Source organism: Streptomyces sp. NPDC002104, assembly GCF_053593795.1.
Genome location: NZ_JBSFDF010000010.1, coordinates 118,810 through 135,875 on the forward strand (window position 1 = coordinate 118,810; position 17,066 = coordinate 135,875).

A 17,066-nucleotide genomic window follows, 5' to 3' on the forward strand; every position below is an offset into this window, starting at 1 on the left:
GCGGACGGACGGACCGCAGGACCGAAGCAGAGACGGACCGAAGGAGAGACGGACGGACGGCCCGCGGTGCGGGCCGTCCGCCGGCGGCGTCAGGAGAAGACCGACGCGCAGGTGGTCCGGTCGGCGTGCGCCGGGTCGAGGGCGTTGGCCGCCTCGTGCCAGGCGATCCGGTCGGTGAGCCCGATGGCCACGTGCTCCGAGAGGTCCACCCCGCACAGGTCCTGGAGCAGCACGTTGCGGACGTTCGGACCGGTCAGGAACTGGCTCCGGTACGGGGTGACCACCTCGTCGTAGCGGGTGGCGATCACCGTGTACGCGACTCCGGGGACGGTGTCCCCGCCCGCGTTCAGCTTGTTCTGGAAGGGCGATCCGGCGATCTGGTCGGCGAGGCCCGGGGTGGCCTCGGTGATCAGGTCCCCGGCCCCGGGGAAGTACGGGAGGAGCTTGGTGAGGCCGAGCAGGGTCGTCCCGTGGTTGTCGGGGGCGAGCCCGACGAGGGCGTTGACCTTGGCGGCGCCGCCGAGGAACTTCAGGTAGTAGCGCGGCATCATGCCGCCCTGGGAGTGGCCGACGATGTCCGTCTCGGCCGCTCCGGTGGAGGCGAGCACCTTGTCGACGAAGACGTCGAGCTGTCCGGCGGACTGCTCGATGGGGCCGAGCCCGTTGAAGAGGGGGACGCCGGGCAGTTGCCCGTAGTCGAGGGAGTAGACGCAGTAGCCCCGGTGGACGAGGTACGGGGCGAAGCCGAGCCAGTTGTCGACGGAGTTCCCGAAGGTTCCGTGCACCAGGACGACGGGCCGGGGGTGGGCGGCGGACGGTTTGCAGGACCAGTTGTTCCAGCCGCTGCTCGGCGCCGCGGCGGCCTGGGCCGCCTGGGTGGGGGCGACGAGCGCGGCGGCGGTCAGGGTGAGGACGGCCAGGGGGCGGAGCAGGCGTCTCCAGGGCAGCATCGTGTGATCTCCTTGCGGCTCAAGGGGAGTAACGAGGGATGGCGCGGGAAGTACGTGGGGGTGCATCCCGTGATCCGGATCACAAGGTGGTGCTGCAGCCGCTAAATTACGGGCGAGTAGCAAAACTGGGAAGTTACGCGTCGGTAAAAACTCCGCGCTCCGTCCTGGCGGACCGCTCCGACGGCCGTCATCCGTTCGGCCCTCCCCTGCTGCGCCGGGGGCCCGGTACGCCGAGCGTGTGAGACATGACCCAGCCCACCCACGCAGACCCAGGGCAGCAGTCCGGCGGGTTCCTCGCCGAGATCAAGGACGCCGTCACCACCCGGGCCGCTCTCCTGGTCCTGGGCGTACTGGCGCTCCAGCTCGCCTTCATCACCTCGTACATCGGGGCCTTCCATCACCCCAAGCCCAGCGAGATCCCGATCGCCGTGGCCGCCCCCGCGGCGCCGATCGCCGAGCAGACGTCCAAGCAGCTCTCCGCGCTGCCCGGCAAGCCGCTCGATCCCCGTGCGGTACAGGACGAGGCGACGGCGCTGCGGCAGATCCGGAACCGGGACGTGGACGGCGCGCTGATCGTCGACCCGGCCGGCACGACCGACAAGCTGCTGGTCGCGAGCGGGGCCGGGGCCTCCCTGTCGCAGGCCCTGGAGGAGGTCGTCGGCCTGGTCGAGAAGACCCAGGGACGTACCGTGCGGGTCGTGGACGTGGCCCCGGTGGCCGCCGGCGACGGACGCGGCCTGAGCGCCTTCTACCTGGTCGTGGGCTGGTGCGTGGGCGGCTACCTGTGCGCCGCGATCCTCGCGATCAGCGCGGGCGCCCGGCCCGCGAACGTGCACCGCGCCGTCATCCGGCTCGGCGCCCTGTTCGGGTACGCCGTCGCGGCCGGACTCCTGGGCGCGGTCATCGCGGACCCGGTCCTGGGTGCGCTGCCCGGCAGCGTCTGGGGCCTGTGGGGGCTCGGATCCCTCGTGGTCTTCGCCGTCGGAGCGATCACCCTGGCCTTCCAGGGCCTCGCGGGCGTGGTCGGCATCGGCCTGGCGATCCTGCTCGTGGTGGTGCTCGGCAACCCGAGTGCCGGCGGCGCCTATCCGTACCCGCTGCTGCCGCCGTTCTGGAAGGCCATCGGCCCGTGGCTGCCGCCGGGCGCGGGCACGTACGCCGCGCGCTCGATCGCGTACTTCAGGGGCAATGACATCACCGGCCCGCTGCTGGTCCTGAGCGGCTGGGCGGTGCTGGGCTCGGCGGTCACGCTGGCCTGCGCGGCGGGCCGCAGGGGCAGGGCGGGGGCGGCGGTGGGCAGCGGGCTCCCCGAGGGGCCGGACGCCCTGCCGGAGCGGGAAGCCGTGCGATGAACAATCCCATCCACGTCCGCAACCGCATGGGACCGGCCGAACAGGCCGTCTCCGTCAAGCGGATGGAGCCCAGCGCGCAGGCGCAGCTGGGGCCCCTGGGCCTGACCGGCTTCATCGTGGTCACCACGCTCGCCACCGGCATCGACGCGGGCATCTTCCCCGAGCACCTCAGCCACTCGGTGCTGCCGCTGGTCGGCTTCTTCATCGGCGGGCTGGCCCAACTGCTGGCCGGGCTCTTCCAGGCGCAGCGCGGAGACACCTGGCACGCGACGGTCTTCGGCGGCTTCGGGCTGTTCTGGATGTCGAAGGCCCTGCTGATCCAGTGGGTGCTGCCCGCCACGGATCCGGCGCTGCGCGGCGATGTGAGCGCGCTGTTCACGCTGCCCTGGGTGTTCGTGGTGTTCGTGCTGTGGATCGGCAGCTGGCGGATCCACCTGGTGCTGCTGTCGACCTTCACGTGCGTGCTGGTGGTCTTCGTGGCCATGACGGTCAGCGGGTTCACCGGCTCGGTGATCTGGAACCGGATCACCGGCTGGAGCGGCCTGCTGGCCGCGCTCGGAGCCACGTACCTGCTCGCCGGGCAGATCATGGCGAGCACCTGGGGCCGCCAGGTGCTGCCGATGGGCCGCTTCCTCGCCCCCGAGGAGCACCCGGAGGCATGACCCCGGCATGAACGCGAGCACAAACGCGACCACGAACGCGACCCCGAAGGCGACCCCGAAGGCGACCCCGAACGCGCGCCGGAAGACCACCGCATGATCACGACGCTCGCGGTGGAGAACTACCGCTCCCTGCGCAGGCTCATCGTCCCCCTCGGCCGGCTCACCGTCGTGACCGGCGCCAACGGCACGGGCAAGTCCAGCCTGTACCGGTCGCTGCGGCTGCTGGCCGACTCCGCGCGGGGCGGCGCCGTCGCGGCGCTGGCCCGGGAGGGCGGACTGCCCTCCACGCTGTGGGCCGGCCCGGAGAAGACCGGGCGGGCGGTGCGCGAGGGGCGGTACGCCGTCCAGCCGACGGTCCGCTCCGAACCGGTGAGCCTGCGGCTCGGCTTCGCCGGGGACGAGTTCGGCTACGCGGTGGACTTCGGGCATCCGCAGCCGGTCGCGGGCTCGCTCTTCGCACTGGACCCGGAGATCAAGCGGGAGTGCACCTGGGCCGGGCCGGTGCTGCGCCCCGCCGCCCTGCTCTCGGACCGCGCCGGACCCGCCGTGCGCACCCGTACCGCGGACGGCGGCTGGCACCGCACCCAGGGCGCCCTGCGCCCGTACGACTCCATGCTCAGCGAGCTCGCGGACCCGCAACTGGCCCCCGACCTGCTGGCCCTGCGCGAGCTGATCCGCTCCTGGCGGTTCTACGACCACGTCCGCACGGACGCCGACGCCCCGGCCCGCACCCCGCGCGTCGGAACCCGTACGCCGGTCCTCGCCGCGGACGGCTCCGACCTGCCGGCCGCGCTCCAGACGATCCGGGAGACCGGCGACCACGCGGCGCTCGACGCGGCCGTCGAGGCGGCCTTCCCGGGCAGCGCCGTGGCGGTCGCGGAACGCGACGGCCGCTTCGAACTGGAGCTGCACCAGCACGGGCTGCTGCGCCCGCTGGGCGCGGCGGAGCTCTCCGACGGCACGCTGCGCTACCTGCTGTGGACGGCCGCCCTGCTGACGCCGCGCCCGCCGGCCCTGATGGTGCTCAACGAGCCGGAGACCAGCCTCCACCCCGACCTGCTGGGCCCGCTCGCGGACCTGATCCTGACGGTGGCCCGCACCACCCAGACGGTGGTGGTCACCCACGCCACCCCCCTGGCCGAGGCCCTGGCGTCGGGCGTCCACCGCCACCGCGTGGACCTGCGGACCATCACCCTGTTCAAGGACTTCGGCCAGACCGAGGTCGCGGGCCGCGAGGGCCCCCTGGACGAGCCCCTCTGGTACTGGCCGAAGCGGTAGGCCACGGGCGCCCGAGGCGACCGAGGCGACGGTCTAGCCGATCTCCACCACGCGCGCCCACGCGGGAGGCGAGTCGGGGACGTAGTCGTGGTCCTCGTCCCAGGACCGCCCGCGCTCCTGCCGGCGGAACAGCCCCACCACCGTGCGGCACGGCGGTCGCGCGTCCGGCCAGGGCGTCTGCCCGTCGGTCAGGACCACGATCACGTCCGGGCGGGGCGCCGAACGCAACGCCCTGGCGAAGCCCGTCCGCAGATCCGTACCCCCGCCGCCCAGCAGGGGGATCCCCTCGGCGCGGCACAGCGGATGGGCGATCCGGGCGGACGCGTCGCACGGCACCACCGTGACCAGGTCCCGGCGGCCTCCCACCGCACGGGCGATCGCGGCGACTTCGAGGAGCGCGCCGCCCAGTTCGGCGTCGCTGACGGACCCGGAGGTGTCGATGACCACTCCGACGCGGGGCGGCCTGCGCCGCAGGCTCGGCAGGACGGCGCCCGGCAACCCGGCCGAACGCCGCGACGGCCGGCTGTACGTGTAGTCGTCGCCCGCACCGGATCCGGAGGTGGCCGACCGGACGGCGGCTCCCAGCAGCTCCCGCCACGGCTGCGGCGCGTGGAACACCTCCTCGGCCCAGCGCTTCCAGCCCCTCGACGCGCTGCCGGGCCGGCCGGTGATGCCCTGCGCGACCCGGAACCGGACCGCGTCCCGTTCCTGCTCGCTGAGGCCGTGCGCACCGTCCGCTCCGAGGTCCCACTCCCGTTCCAGTCCGTCGGCGCCGCTCCCGCAGTCCAGCCAGGCCATGTGCTGCGTGCGCTGCCCGAGCCCGAACTGCGTCAGGTACTCCTCCATGAGCTGCCCCTCCGCCAGCCCCAGGTCCGCCGGCTGGACGGCTCCCTCGGGCCGGACGAGCCCGTCGCCGTACGCGTCGTCGTTGATCTCGAAGTCGGCCGCGATGTTCATCCGCAGCCGCTCCCCCGGGCCGGTCTCCCCGCGCTCCCGGGCGGCCCGGTCCCCGCGCCCGTGGTGGTCGCGCAGCAGGTGGGACACCTCGTGCACCCAGACCGCGGCGAGTTCCTCCACGGGAGTACGGGCCACGAAGCCCGGCGAGACGTAGCACCGCCAGTGCCGGTCCACGGCCATCGTGGGCGTCCGGCGCGATTCCACGACGTGCAGGGCGAACAACGCCGTGGCCAGGTACGGCCGCACGCGGACGGCGTGCAGCCGGGCGGCATAGAGCTTGTCCAGGTCCAGAGCCACCGGGGTCACCGGGGCCACCGGGGCCACCGGGGCCACCGGGGCCACGTGTGTCACCGGCGTCACCGGGGTCACGGATGTCACCGGGGTCACGGGCCTCACCGGCCCGCCGGGACGGGTGCGCCCGAGCGGGCGGCCGCCCGGTCCGCGCGCCGGGACAGGGCCACGGCCCCGCCGAGCCGCTCGATCGTGGCCGGAACCTCCCAGTCCTCGCGGCGCAGCGCGGCGAGCGTGCTCGCGGGGACGACCACCAGGTCCGGGGCGCCGGTCTCCAGGGCCCTGGCCAGGAGCGCCCAGGCCGCGTCCCAGCGGGACTTCTCCGGGCGCCCCCGCACCGCCTCGACCACGCCGTCGAGCACGGCCTGGCGCAGGTCCCCGCGCTCGGGCAGGACGGCGCCGGCCGGGTCGGCGAGCAGGGATTCCGGGTCGGGGAGGTCCATCCGGTCCAGGCTCGCCAGGAGTTCCAGTCCGGGACCGTCTCCCACGGTTCCCCTGACCAGCAGGGAGAGCACCTCACGGGAGGAGCCGGCCGCGGTGGCGAAGGCGATCAGGCACAGCGTCATCTCCCAGCTCCGGGGGGAGGGCCACGGTCCGCCCCGGCGGGTTTCGCCCGACGGCAGCCGGTGGACGAGCCGGGGCCGGGCGGCGAGCAGCCCGCACACCGCGCGGCGGGCGAAGTCCACGGCCTCCGGGAGCCGTTCGGGGTCGAGCCGGGGCAGGGTGGCGCGGGGCCAGGTCCCGCCGAGGCCGCGCACCACCACCTCCTGGTCGTGGGTCCACTGGAGGTGGACGAAGCGGTTGGCCAGCGGCGGGCTCAGCTCCCAGCCGTCCGCCGCGGAGGACCGGGGGTTGGCGGCGGCCACGATCCGGACCTCGGGCGGCAGCTTCAGGGCGCCGATCCTCCGCTCCAGCACGAGGCGGAGCAGGGCCGCCTGCACGGCCGGGGGCGCGGTGGACAGTTCGTCGAGGAACAACAGCCCCCGGCCGGCCCGTACCAGGCGCACCGCCCAGTCCGGCGGGGCCATCGGCACTCCCTGCTCGGCGGGGTCGTCCCCGACGACCGGCAGGCCGGAGAAGTCGGACGGCTCGTGCACGCTGGCGATGACGGTGGTCAGCGGCAGGTCCAGGGACGCGGCGAGCTGGGTCAGGGCCGCGGTCTTGCCGATCCCCGGCTCACCCCACAGGAGGACGGGCAGATCGGCGGCAACGGCCAGGGTCAGCGCCTCCAGCTGGGCGTCGGGGCGCGGTTCGGTCGTCGTGTCGCGCAGCAGGACGAGCAGGCCCGCGGCGACGTCGAGTTGGGCGGCGCCGGACGGGTCGGTCTGGGCTGTCTGGGTGGTCTGGGCGCTCTGGGCTGTCTGGGCAGAGGAATGCATGCGGAATCACCTTTTGTGTGGAGCGGGAAGGGGGGCGGTGCGGGAGCGCCGGGTCAGCGGCGGTTCGCGTGCCGCGGACGCGAGCGTCCGGTCCGGCCGGGGCGGGGAGAGAGGTAGCCGGCGTGGGCCGGGCCTGTGGCCGGGGTCGCCAGGCCCGCCCGGAACAGCCCGTAGGTGAACCGCCGGAGCGCGGCCGCCTCCAGTTCGTCCCGCAACGGCCCGTCGCGCAGCAGCGCCCCGGGACCGAGCAGGCGCTCCACGACGGCGAGGGCGCCCGCGGTGTCACCGTGGTCGAGCCGCTCCCGGACACCGGAGAGGGAGTCCGGACGGCGGTGCGCCTCGTCGATGGCCCGCAGGCAGGGCAGCGGCGTGCCGGTCAGCGCGACCAGCAGCTCCTCGCGGCGGATCTCGGCCGGATCGTGGTCCAGCGGGGCCAGGACCCCGCCGACCAGGCCGATCCGGTGCCGGGCGCCCCGGCAGTCCACCAGCCGCGCTCCCCCCTCCCGGTCCGCGGCTCCGGCGGGCGGCAGGGGCGACCAGTCCGGTACGAGGGCCCGGCCGACCAGCGGGTGCAGCCGGGCGGCGTCGATCGCCCCGGTACGGAGCAGTTCGAGGTCGGGCAGGACCCAGGTCGCCGCGTCGGGCAGCACCGGCGGGGCGGGAGCGCCCGTACCGCCCTCCCCGTCCGCGGCTGCGCAGACGTGCCCGTCGGCGTCGCCGCGCAGGTGCACGTACAGCCGGTGCCGGGCCCCGAGCCGCACGGTGACCGTACCGCCGGAGCGTCCCTCGGCACGGAGCACGATCCGGGCTTCGGCCACCCACCGGTCGGCGGCGCAGCCGGGCAGCGGGAGCGGCGGCCCCGCCGGGGCGGGATCCGGCGCCGTGCCCGTACCGCCGGGTGGCAGGGCGGCCCCGGACCGGGAGCGGAGCTCGTCGCTGCGGCGGGCGTCCCACAGGTGGCGGTGCAGATCGAGGCGGTACCTCGGATGGGGTCGCGGGTGGGGATGCGGATGGGGATGCGGACCGGGCCCCGGACGGCGGCCGCCGGCGTCCCCGGAGCGGTCCGCGTCCCACAGGGCGAGGCTGATCCGCTGCCCGTACTCCGCCCAGGCGGGTGGCGTACGGGCCACGAGGTGGACCGGCCGCGCACCCCCGGGCCCCGCGTCGCCGTACCGGGCCAGTGCGATGGTCAGCCCGGGGCGCAGCAGTCCGTCCGGGGCGATCCTCGGCAGGTGCCAGCGCAGCAGGTCCGGAGCCAGGTGACGCAGATCGGCCCGGATCCGGGCCGCGAGGTCACGGCCGTGGGTGCGCGCCAGGACGCGCAGGTCGAAGTCCACGTCGACGCCGGCCGCGGCGCACGCCCCCGCCCAGTCACCGGCGGAGCGGCGGGCGGTGGCGGTCTCGATCATGGAGGGCGGCACGGCGAACTCGCGCACGCGCGGCCAGAAGGAAGGGCGGGACGTCTCGTTCGCGGTCTCGGTGAGCATCAGCACTCACCTTGCGCGGACGGGACCCCCGATCTGTGTGTACGGAAAGTCGTCATCGCGGCGAGACTAACGCCCCTCCCCGCGCCCCGCCACGCAATTCGCGGCCCGGTGGACCACCTCGCCCGCGACCACGACCGTTTCGGCCACCGTTCCGGGGATCTGCTCCGGGGCCACCGCGAGGATGTCGCGGGACAGGATCACGAAGTCGGCCGCCTTGCCGACCGTCAGCGAACCCCGGTCCTGGTCGAGGAAGTTGGCGTAGGCGGAGCCCATCGTGTAGCCGTACACCGCTGCCCGGGCGTCCACCGTCTCCTGCTCCTGCCACGGGTCGCCGCCGCCCAGGGGGCGCCGGGTCAGGGCCGTGTAGATGCCGATCATCGGGTCCATCTCGGCGACGTTCCAGTCGCTGGAGAAGGCCAGGACCGCTCCCGCCTCGGCGAGGCTGCGCATCGGCCACGCCTTGTGCCAGCGGCCCTCCCCCACGTTCTCCGCCCAGTCCTGGCCCGGACCGGCGATCTCCGGCGCGCAGTGCCGGGGCTGCATGCAGGCCACCACGCCGAGCTGCGCGAAGCGCGGTACGTCCTCGGGGTCCAGGCATTCCACGTGCACCACCTGGTGGCGGGCGTCGCGCGGGCCGTTCACCGCCCGCGCGTGCTCGACGGCGTCGAGGACGGTGCGGATGCCCCGGTCGCCCGTGGCGTGGACGAAGCACTGGAATCCGCGCGCGTCCAGCCGGGCGAGCAGCTCCGCGAACTCCTCCGCCGGGTAGAAGGTCTCGCCCCGGTGCGCCCCGCAGCCGGTGTACGGCTCCAGCAGCGCGGCCGTGCGCGGCTCGACCACGTCGTCGATGTAGAGCTTGAGGGGGCCGACCCGGAAGCGGTCGCCCGCGTACACCTTGGCCGCCGCCTCGAAGAGGTCGAGGTCCTCCTCGGTGGTGCCGCGCGGGTGGAACAGCGCGGCGACGATCCGCGAGCGCAGCCGGCCCTCGGCGCGCGCCCGGTCGTACAGTTCCAGGTCGTCGAGGGAGTTCTGCGGCTCGACGACCGTGGTGATGCCGAAGCCGATCGCGTCGTCGAGGCTCTTGGCGAGGCGCCCGTACTGGCGGTCCGGGGAGGCCCACGGCACGCCCAGGTCGCGCAGGGCGCGGTGGCCGTCGCGCGAGAGCCCCTTGATGGCGAAGTCCTTGACGAAGCCGGTGGGCTCGCCGGTCTCCGGGTCCACGGCGGCCGTGCCGAAGGGCAGGTCGGTACGGTCCTTCGCGACGCCGAGCCGGCGCATGGCGGCCGTGTTCAGCCAGGCCGTGTGGACGTCGTACGAGAGCACGATCGCGGGGGTGTCCCCGGTGACGGGGTCCAGGTCGGCGGCGGTGGGCATGCGGCCGCCGGGGATCGCGGAGTAGTCGAAGGCCTCGGCCTCGATCCACCCGGCGTCCGGGTTGGCCTCCCGCCAGGCGCCGATCCGGTCGAGGATCCCTTCGAGCGTCCGGACCCCGGCGAGCTGTACGCACGCGTCGTCGGAGCCGAGCCGGACGTGATTGTGGGCGTCGATGAATCCCGGCAGCACGAGCCGGCCGCCCGCGTCGATCCGCTCGGTGCCGGGGCCCGCCCAGCCGGCGGCCTCCGCGTCCGGGCCCACCCAGACGATGCGCCCGTCGCGCACCGCGAGGGCTTCGGCCTCGGGGAGCTCGGGGTCGACGGTGTGGATGCGGGCTCCGGTGAGGAGCAGATCGGCGGGGGCGGCGGAGTGCGGCATGGGGTGGTGCTCCTGTGCAGAGGACGTACGGGGAGGGAGGGGACAGGTGTCGGGTGGCTCGGGGGTCTCAGGCGGCCGGGGCGTACGCGGGCACGCGCCGGGCGAGGGCCCAGTACGTGAGCCCGGAGACCAACGAGCCGAGCAGGGTGAGGTCGGCGCCGCCGAGCGGGGCCACGAGCGGGCCGGTCCACAGCTCGGAGTCGCAGGTCAGGGCCGCGAAGGCCATGCCGGCGAGCAGGGCGGTCATACCGGCCGGGTGGTAGCCGGAGCGGTACCAGTAGGCGCCGTCGCTCCCGGCGTGCAGCGCGTCGGAGTCGTAGCGGCAGCGGCGCAGCAGCATGTCGGCGAGGAAGACGCCGCCCCAGGGGGCGAACACGATGATCAGGAGGGAGAGGAAGGACAGCAGGGAGGTGGTGAAGTCGGTGAGGAAGAGCGCGGCGAGCGATCCGGCGGCGGTCACGGCGGCGCTGATCACGATGGCGCGGGCCCGGCTCCACGGGATGCCGAGGACCTGGAGGTTCAGGCTGGAGGAGTAGAGCGTGATGATCGAGTTGGTCACGGAGCCGCCCAGGACCAGGGCCAGGAACAGCGGCTGGAACCAGCCGGGGAGCAGGCTCTCGGCCCCGGCGACGGCGTCGGTCATGTCGGTCTGGGTGGCGGCGGCCACGCCGGCGATCCCGAGGGCGACGGAGGAGACGAACCCGCCGAGCGCGCCCATCCAGGTGATCGACTTCAGCGAGGTGGTGCGGGGCAGGTAGCGGGTGTAGTCGGCGGGCATCGGCAGGTACGAGAAGGGCCCGGCGAGCATCACGACGAAGGCCAGGCTCCAGCCGGACAGGCCCGGGGCCAGGGCGTCGGCCGGGGCGGTGGTCTCGGTACCCGGCAGGACGAAGACCAGCAGGGCGCCGAAGCCGACGGCCAGGACGTAGGCCATCCAGCGCTCGGCGAACTGCACGGTGGCATGGCCCCACATGGCGACGGCGAAGGTGAGCGCGAGGGTGATGCCGAGCGCGAGGGCCCGGATCAGGGTGCCTCCGCCGAGGCCGACCTCGGCGAGGAAGACCTCCAGCGCCAGGGTCCCGACGACGGTGTTGACGATGGTGTAGCCGATGCTCACCACCCAGTTGAGGACGCCCGCCGGCCAGTTGCCCCGTACCCCGAAGGCGGCCCGGGAGATCACCAGGGTGGCGGTGCCGGTGCGGATGCCGCTCAGGCCGGCGGCGCTCACCGCGAAGAAGGACAGGCCACTGATCACGACCACGGCGGTGGCCTGCCAGAAGCTGAGGCCGAAGGCGACGGCGAGGGCTCCGTTGATCACGTAGGTGAAGGTCAGGTTCGACCCGAACCAGAGCCAGAAGAGGTCCTTGGCCCCGCCGTGGCGCTCGGCGTCGGGGATCGGGTCGATGCCGTGCGTCTCGACTCTGAAGACCTCGTCGACGTCGGCCGTCGTCTCCTGCTGTGCCATGCGCCTGCCCCTGACCTTCGTACCGGTGACCTGTAGAACCGCCGCAGCTACCTTGAACGCCGTTCTAAGTTCTTGAATGGCATTCAAGATGCGCTGCCGACCGGGACCCCGTCAAGACCCTGTCCGGGATAAGGTCGGCCCACGAAGATCGGGAAGGCGGCACAGGTGGCAGCGGGAGCGGCACGGCGGCGCGACGGGCAGATCGCCCAGGAGCGGATGCTGGACGAGGCCATGACGGCGATCGCCGAGGACGGGCTGGCGGCGCTCACCATGTCCGCGCTCGCCGAACGGCTCGGCACCAGCGGCGGCCACATCCTGTACTACTTCGGCAGCAAGGACCGGCTGCTGCTGGCCGCCCTGAACTGGAGCGAGCGCCAACTGGCGGCAGAGCGCGCCGAATTGCTCGGCCGCCGGGTCACCGCACACCGCAAGCTCGCGCTCTTCCTGGAGCTCTACCTGCCCCGCGGCCCCCGCGATCCGCGCTGGACGCTGTGGATCGAGCTGTGGGCCCGCATTCCCTCGAACGAGCCGCTGCGCGCCGCCCAGCAGGAGATCGACGACGGCTGGCAGCGGGACCTGGAGGCGCTCCTCGCCAAGGGCGTGGAGCAGGGCCGCTTCGCTGCCGGCCTGGACGTCGCCGCCCGGGCCTCGGAGCTGCTCGCCCTACTCGACGGGCTGAGCACCCGGGTGGTCCTGGGCGAGCGCGCGGCCGACCGGGCCACCTCCCTGGAGCGCGCCCGCTCGGCGGCGGCCCTACTGATCCCGCACCTGTAGCCGGTCCCGTATCCGGTCCCGTATCCGGTCCCGTAGCCGGTCCCGCACGCGGACATGTGGAAAGCCCGCCCGGGCCTTAGCGCCCCGGACGGGCTTTTCCGCTCCTTAGCGGAGGTTCTCGGGAGGAAGAGCTCGCTCCTCCTCGGGCTACTTCTTCTTGGCGGCGGCCTTCTTGGCCGGGGCGCCCTCGGCGTTGCCGTAGTAGGCCTGGCGCATCAGCTGCTTCAGGTCGTCGATCATCGGCATCCGCGGGTTGGCGGGGGCGCACTGGTCGGCGTAGGCGTTCATGGCCTGGGTCGGCAGGGCCTCGATGAAGGCCTGCTCGTCCACGCCCTCCTCGGCGAAGGAGGAGGTGATCCCGCACTTGCCGCGCAGCTCCTCGACGGCCTTGGCGTAGGACTCGACGCCCTCGGCGGCCGTGGCGGCCGGCAGGCCCAGCATCTTCGCGATCTCCTGGAAGCGCTCCGGCGCCCGGTAGACCTCGGCCTTGGGCCACGGGGTGGCCTTGTGGGTGACCGTGCCGTTGTGGCGGATCACGTGCGGCAGGAGCAGCGCGTTGGTGCGGCCGTGGGCGACGTGGAAGGTGTTGCCCAGGGTGTGCGCCATGGCGTGGACCATGCCCAGGAAGGCGTTGGCGAAGGCCATGCCCGCGACCGTGGAGGCGTTGTGCATCTTCTCGCGGGCCTCGGGGTCGTTCGGACCGTCGACCACGCAGCGCTGCAGGTTTTCGAAGATGAGCTTGATGGCCTGGAGGCACAGACCGTCGGTGTAGTCGTTCGAGTACGCGGAGACGTAGGCCTCGGTGGCGTGCGTCAGGGCGTCGAAGCCGGAGTCGGCGGTCACCTTGGGCGGGAGGCCCATCGGCAGCATCGGGTCGACGATGGCGACGTTCGGGGTCAGCGCGTAGTCGGCGAGCGGGTACTTCTGGGCCGCGGCCGGGTCGGAGATGACGGCGAACGGGGTGACCTCGGAGCCGGTGCCCGAGGTGGTCGGGATGGCGACCATCTTGGCCTTCTCGCCCAGCGAGGGGAACTTGTAGGCGCGCTTGCGGACGTCGAAGAACTTCTCCTTCGTGTCGGCGAACTCCACCTCCGGGCGCTCGTACATCAGCCACATGATCTTCGCGGCGTCCATCGGCGAGCCGCCGCCGAGGCCGATGATCGTGTCGGGCTTGAAGTCGCGCATCATCGCGGCGCCGGCCTGGACGGTGGAGAGCTCCGGGTTGGGCTCGACGTTGTCGATGATCTGGATCGACACCGCGCCCTCGCGGGCCTGCAGGATGTCGACGACCTTCTGCACGAAGCCGATGGAGACCATCGTCTTGTCGGTGACGATCGAGACGCGGCTGATGCCGTCCATCTCACCGAGGTACCGGATGGAGTTGCGCTCGAAGTAGATCTTCGGCGGGACCTTGAACCACTGCATGTTGGTGTTGCGCCGTCCGATCCGCTTGACGTTGATCAGGTTGACCGCGGTGACGTTGTTCGACACCGAGTTGTGTCCGTACGAGCCGCAGCCCAGGGTGAGCGAGGGGAGGAAGGCGTTGTAGACGTCGCCGATGCCGCCGAAGGTGGAGGGCGAGTTGGCGATGACGCGGATCGCCTTGACCTTCCTGCCGAACTCCTCGACGAGCTCCTCGTCCTCGGCGTGGATCGCGGCGCTGTGGCCCAGACCGTGGAACTCGACCATCGCGGCGGCCAGTTCGAGGCCGTGGTCGGTGTCCGAGGCCTTCAGGGCGGCCAGGATCGGGGACAGCTTCTCGCGGGTCAGCGGCTCGTTCTCGCCGACCTCGTTGCACTCCGCGAGGAGGATCGAGGCCTCGGCGGGGACGGTGAAGCCGGCCTGCTCGGCGATCCACTGCGGGGACTTGCCGACGACGTTCGGGTTCAGCTTGGCGCCGTTGGCGTCGGCCGCGTAGGCGGTGGTGCCGAAGACGAACTGCTCCAGCTTGGTCTTCTCGGCGGCGGAGACCACGTGGGCGCCGAGCCGCTTGAACTCGGCGAGGCCCGCTTCGTAGATCTCGGTGTCGAGGATGACGGCCTGCTCGGAGGCGCAGATCATGCCGTTGTCGAAGGCCTTGGAGAGCACGATGTCGTGGATCGCGCGGCCGAGCTTGGCGCTCTTGTGCACGTACGCGGGGACGTTGCCCGCGCCGACGCCCAGGGCCGGCTTGCCGCACGAGTAGGCGGCCTTGACCATGGCGTTTCCGCCGGTCGCGAGGATGGTGGAGACGCCCGGGTGGTTCATGAGGGCGCCGGTGGCCTCCATGGAGGGGGCGGTGACCCACTGGACGCAGTTCTCCGGGGCGCCCGCGGCGACGGCGGCGTCCCGGACGATGCGGGCGGCCTCGGCCGAGCAGTTCTGCGCGGAGGGGTGGAAGGCGAAGATGATCGGGTTGCGGGTCTTCAGGGCGATCAGCGCCTTGAAGATCGTGGTGGAGGTCGGGTTGGTGACCGGGGTCATCGCGCAGACGACGCCGACCGGCTCGGCGATCTCCGTGATGCCGTTCAGCTCGTCGCGGCGGATGACGCCGGCGGTCTTGAGCCCGCGCATCGAGTTCACGACGTGCTCGCAGGCGAAGAGGTTCTTGACGGCCTTGTCCTCGAAGAGGCCGCGACCGGTCTCCTCGACGGCCAGCTGGGCGAGCTCGCCGTGCTGGCTCAGAGCGGCCAGCGAGGCCTTCTTGACGATGTGGTCGACCTGCTCCTGGTTGAACGACGAGAACTGGTCGAGCGCCTTGAGCGCCCCCTGGACCAGTCCATCCACCATCTCGTTCGCCTGCATGGCAGGAACTCCTTCATTTCGACTCAACCTGAACCGCTTTCCTGATGACTCAATTCGACACCCAAAAGCGGAAGCCGCGCCGCCGAAAAAGCCCTTATCCGCCGGGCCGAAGGGCCGTTCACACCTGTTCACCTCCCCTCTATCACCCCTCTGACCTGCACATACACCCCGGGACCTAAGACCCGTGTGCGCTTGTGAAAACTTTCACAAGAATTTCGCGCGAAGTGCGCCCTACCGCGCTCCTCCCCCAGCGCGCACAATCACGGTGACGAGTCGCGTCGACCGTGAGGGAGGGAGCGCGTGCGCGTTCAGGTGCGCGTCGCGGACGGACGGAATCTGACGGTGGAGCGCTGGGGCGACCCGCACGGCAAACCCGTTTTCCTGCTCCACGGCATGCCCGGCAGCAGACTGGGCCCCGCCCCCCGGGGCATGGTCCTGTACCAGCGCCGGATGCAGCTCATCGCCTACGACCGCCCCGGCTACGGAGGCTCCGACCGCCATCCGGGCCGCACCGTCGCCGACGTGGCCACGGAGGTGGCCGCGATCGCCGACTCCCTGGGCCTGGACACCTTCGCCGTGGCCGGCCGCTCCGGCGGCGCCCCCGGCGCGCTGGCCTGCGCCGCCCTGCTCCCCCACCGGGTCACCCGGACCGCCGCCCTGGTCTCCCTGGCCCCCCGGGACGCGGAGAACCTCGACTGGTTCGAGGGCATGTCCCCCTCGAACATCCGGGAGCACTCCACCGCCGGCCGGGACCCCGAGGAGCTCGCCGCCCGGCTGATCCCGCGCGCCGCCGGGATCGCCGAGGACCCCGGCCGGCTGCTGGACGAGCTGCGCCGCGAGCTCACCGACAGCGACCGGATGATCGTCGCCGACGCGGGGCTGCGGGCGATGCTGCTGCGCAATTACCGCGAGGGGGTCCGCACCTCCGCCTACGGCTGGATCGACGACGCGATCTCCTTCAGCAGCCCCTGGGGCTTCGACCCGGCGGACATCCGCTGCCCGGTGCTGATCTGGCACGGGGAGCTCGACGTGTTCTCCCCCGTGGGCCACTCCCGCTGGCTGGCCGGCCGCATCCCGGGGGCCACCACGAACATCGACCCGGCCGCCGCGCACTTCGCGGCGCTGCGCGCCCTGCCCGACGTACTGACCTGGCTGCTCAGGGAGGTGCCCGCGCCTCCCGTCAACGAGCAGCAGCCGGCGTAGGAGGGGTCCGGCCCCCGCAGGACCCGCCGGCCGAGCCGGCCCGCCCCGCCCGCCTGGCGCGCACGCGCGGAGCACCGGCCCAACCGCTGCGAAACCAAGGGCAGTTCGGCATGCCGGTCCGCACACAAGGCGCTAGAGCCCCCCGCCCTCGGCCGGCCGGCGCTCCAAGCGCCCGGCGGTCCGCTCCGCCGATGGACCGAAGCGATGTGACCGGAGGGGAGCGGAGTCGTCCGGAGAGGTCGCGGGCCCGGAACCCGCCGCGGCATCGGGACGCCGTCACCGCCGTTCCGCGGTGACGGCCGGCCGCCGCGGCGGGCCTGCGAATGGAATGGATCTTTCCGTGAGGCAAACGGGCGAATACCCGGCCGGGGCACATTCGATCATGTTTGCCACAGCCGCCCGATCGGCCCTGAACAGGACATCATTCTGTAACAAGGACCTGCGCAGTTCGGCACGCCGATCACCGGCCGGGAAGGTAAAGTCCGCGCCAGACAGTGGCTTATCGCCCGTGTCAACCCCTCCATTCCCCATGACCTCCCCGAGGACGGCGTCATGAACACCTCCGCAACCCACCCGGCCAGCACCGTCACGGCCACCCGCGTCCCGCTCGACCGGATCGACGTCCGCGGTGCGCGCGCGGCCGCGACCCTGGGTCGCGTCCTCCCGACGGAATCCGGCCGAAAGGTTCAGACGCCCATCTTCAACTCTGCACTCTGACGAACAAGTCAGCGC

The 17,066-nt window shown here is 72.8% G+C and carries 13 protein-coding genes; 6 read left to right on the plus strand and 7 right to left on the minus strand.

Features of this window, described 5'->3' with window-relative positions; all coding sequences use genetic code 11:
• Positions 1-89 precede the first annotated feature (89 nt).
• On the minus strand, positions 90-950 hold the full coding sequence (locus tag ACWCP2_RS12055; protein ID WP_450908462.1) for an esterase/lipase family protein: 861 nt from the start codon (positions 948-950) through the stop codon (positions 90-92).
• A gap of 245 nt (positions 951-1,195) precedes the next feature.
• Here ACWCP2_RS12055 and ACWCP2_RS12060 point away from each other — a divergent pair, with 245 nt between their 5' ends.
• The 3 genes from ACWCP2_RS12060 (at position 1,196) to ACWCP2_RS12070 (ending at position 4,242) form a co-directional block, all read left to right on the plus strand.
• Complete coding sequence (locus tag ACWCP2_RS12060; RefSeq protein ID WP_450908463.1) at positions 1,196-2,302, plus strand: DUF3533 domain-containing protein; 1,107 nt, start codon at positions 1,196-1,198, stop codon at positions 2,300-2,302.
• Complete coding sequence (locus tag ACWCP2_RS12065; protein ID WP_450908464.1) at positions 2,299-2,964, plus strand: acetate uptake transporter; 666 nt, start codon at positions 2,299-2,301, stop codon at positions 2,962-2,964. The genes ACWCP2_RS12060 and ACWCP2_RS12065 overlap by 4 nt, the downstream gene beginning before the upstream one ends.
• Before the next feature lie 93 nt (positions 2,965-3,057).
• Positions 3,058-4,242 (plus strand): AAA family ATPase, encoded by a 1,185-nt coding sequence (locus ACWCP2_RS12070; RefSeq protein ID WP_450908465.1) that lies wholly within the window; start codon positions 3,058-3,060, stop codon positions 4,240-4,242.
• A 33-nt stretch (positions 4,243-4,275) separates the two neighbouring features.
• On the opposite strand, the gene ACWCP2_RS12075 is transcribed toward ACWCP2_RS12070, so the two are convergent.
• The 5 genes from ACWCP2_RS12075 to ACWCP2_RS12095 form a co-directional block, all read right to left on the minus strand.
• Positions 4,276-5,505 (minus strand): vWA domain-containing protein, encoded by a 1,230-nt coding sequence (locus ACWCP2_RS12075; protein WP_450908521.1) that lies wholly within the window; start codon positions 5,503-5,505, stop codon positions 4,276-4,278.
• An 86-nt stretch (positions 5,506-5,591) separates the two neighbouring features.
• On the minus strand, positions 5,592-6,869 hold the full coding sequence (locus ACWCP2_RS12080; protein WP_450908466.1) for an AAA family ATPase: 1,278 nt from the start codon (positions 6,867-6,869) through the stop codon (positions 5,592-5,594).
• A 53-nt stretch (positions 6,870-6,922) separates the two neighbouring features.
• The gene (locus ACWCP2_RS12085; protein ID WP_450908467.1) at positions 6,923-8,356 is read right to left on the minus strand and encodes a hypothetical protein; all 1,434 of its coding nucleotides are present in this window, start codon (positions 8,354-8,356) and stop codon (positions 6,923-6,925) included.
• A gap of 66 nt (positions 8,357-8,422) precedes the next feature.
• Positions 8,423-10,108, minus strand: a complete 1,686-nt coding sequence (locus tag ACWCP2_RS12090) for an amidohydrolase (protein ID WP_450908468.1) — start codon at positions 10,106-10,108, stop codon at positions 8,423-8,425.
• A 67-nt stretch (positions 10,109-10,175) separates the two neighbouring features.
• A complete protein-coding gene (locus ACWCP2_RS12095) occupies positions 10,176-11,573 on the minus strand; it encodes a purine-cytosine permease family protein (protein WP_450908469.1) in 1,398 nt (465 codons plus the stop codon).
• A gap of 216 nt (positions 11,574-11,789) precedes the next feature.
• Here ACWCP2_RS12095 and ACWCP2_RS12100 point away from each other — a divergent pair, with 216 nt between their 5' ends.
• Positions 11,790-12,347 (plus strand): TetR/AcrR family transcriptional regulator, encoded by a 558-nt coding sequence (locus ACWCP2_RS12100; protein ID WP_450908522.1) that lies wholly within the window; start codon positions 11,790-11,792, stop codon positions 12,345-12,347.
• Positions 12,348-12,494: 147 nt separating this feature from the next.
• Here the strand turns inward: ACWCP2_RS12100 and adhE are convergent, their stop codons facing one another.
• Positions 12,495-15,131 (minus strand): bifunctional acetaldehyde-CoA/alcohol dehydrogenase, encoded by a 2,637-nt coding sequence (gene adhE, locus ACWCP2_RS12105; protein ID WP_450908470.1) that lies wholly within the window; start codon positions 15,129-15,131, stop codon positions 12,495-12,497.
• A 300-nt stretch (positions 15,132-15,431) separates the two neighbouring features.
• Here adhE and ACWCP2_RS12110 point away from each other — a divergent pair, with 300 nt between their 5' ends.
• Both ACWCP2_RS12110 and fxsA read left to right on the plus strand, forming a co-directional pair.
• The gene (locus ACWCP2_RS12110; RefSeq protein ID WP_450908471.1) at positions 15,432-16,334 is read left to right on the plus strand and encodes an alpha/beta fold hydrolase; all 903 of its coding nucleotides are present in this window, start codon (positions 15,432-15,434) and stop codon (positions 16,332-16,334) included.
• Positions 16,335-16,886: 552 nt separating this feature from the next.
• Positions 16,887-17,051 (plus strand): FxSxx-COOH cyclophane-containing RiPP peptide, encoded by a 165-nt coding sequence (fxsA, locus tag ACWCP2_RS12115; protein WP_254384685.1) that lies wholly within the window; start codon positions 16,887-16,889, stop codon positions 17,049-17,051.
• Positions 17,052-17,066 lie beyond the last annotated feature (15 nt).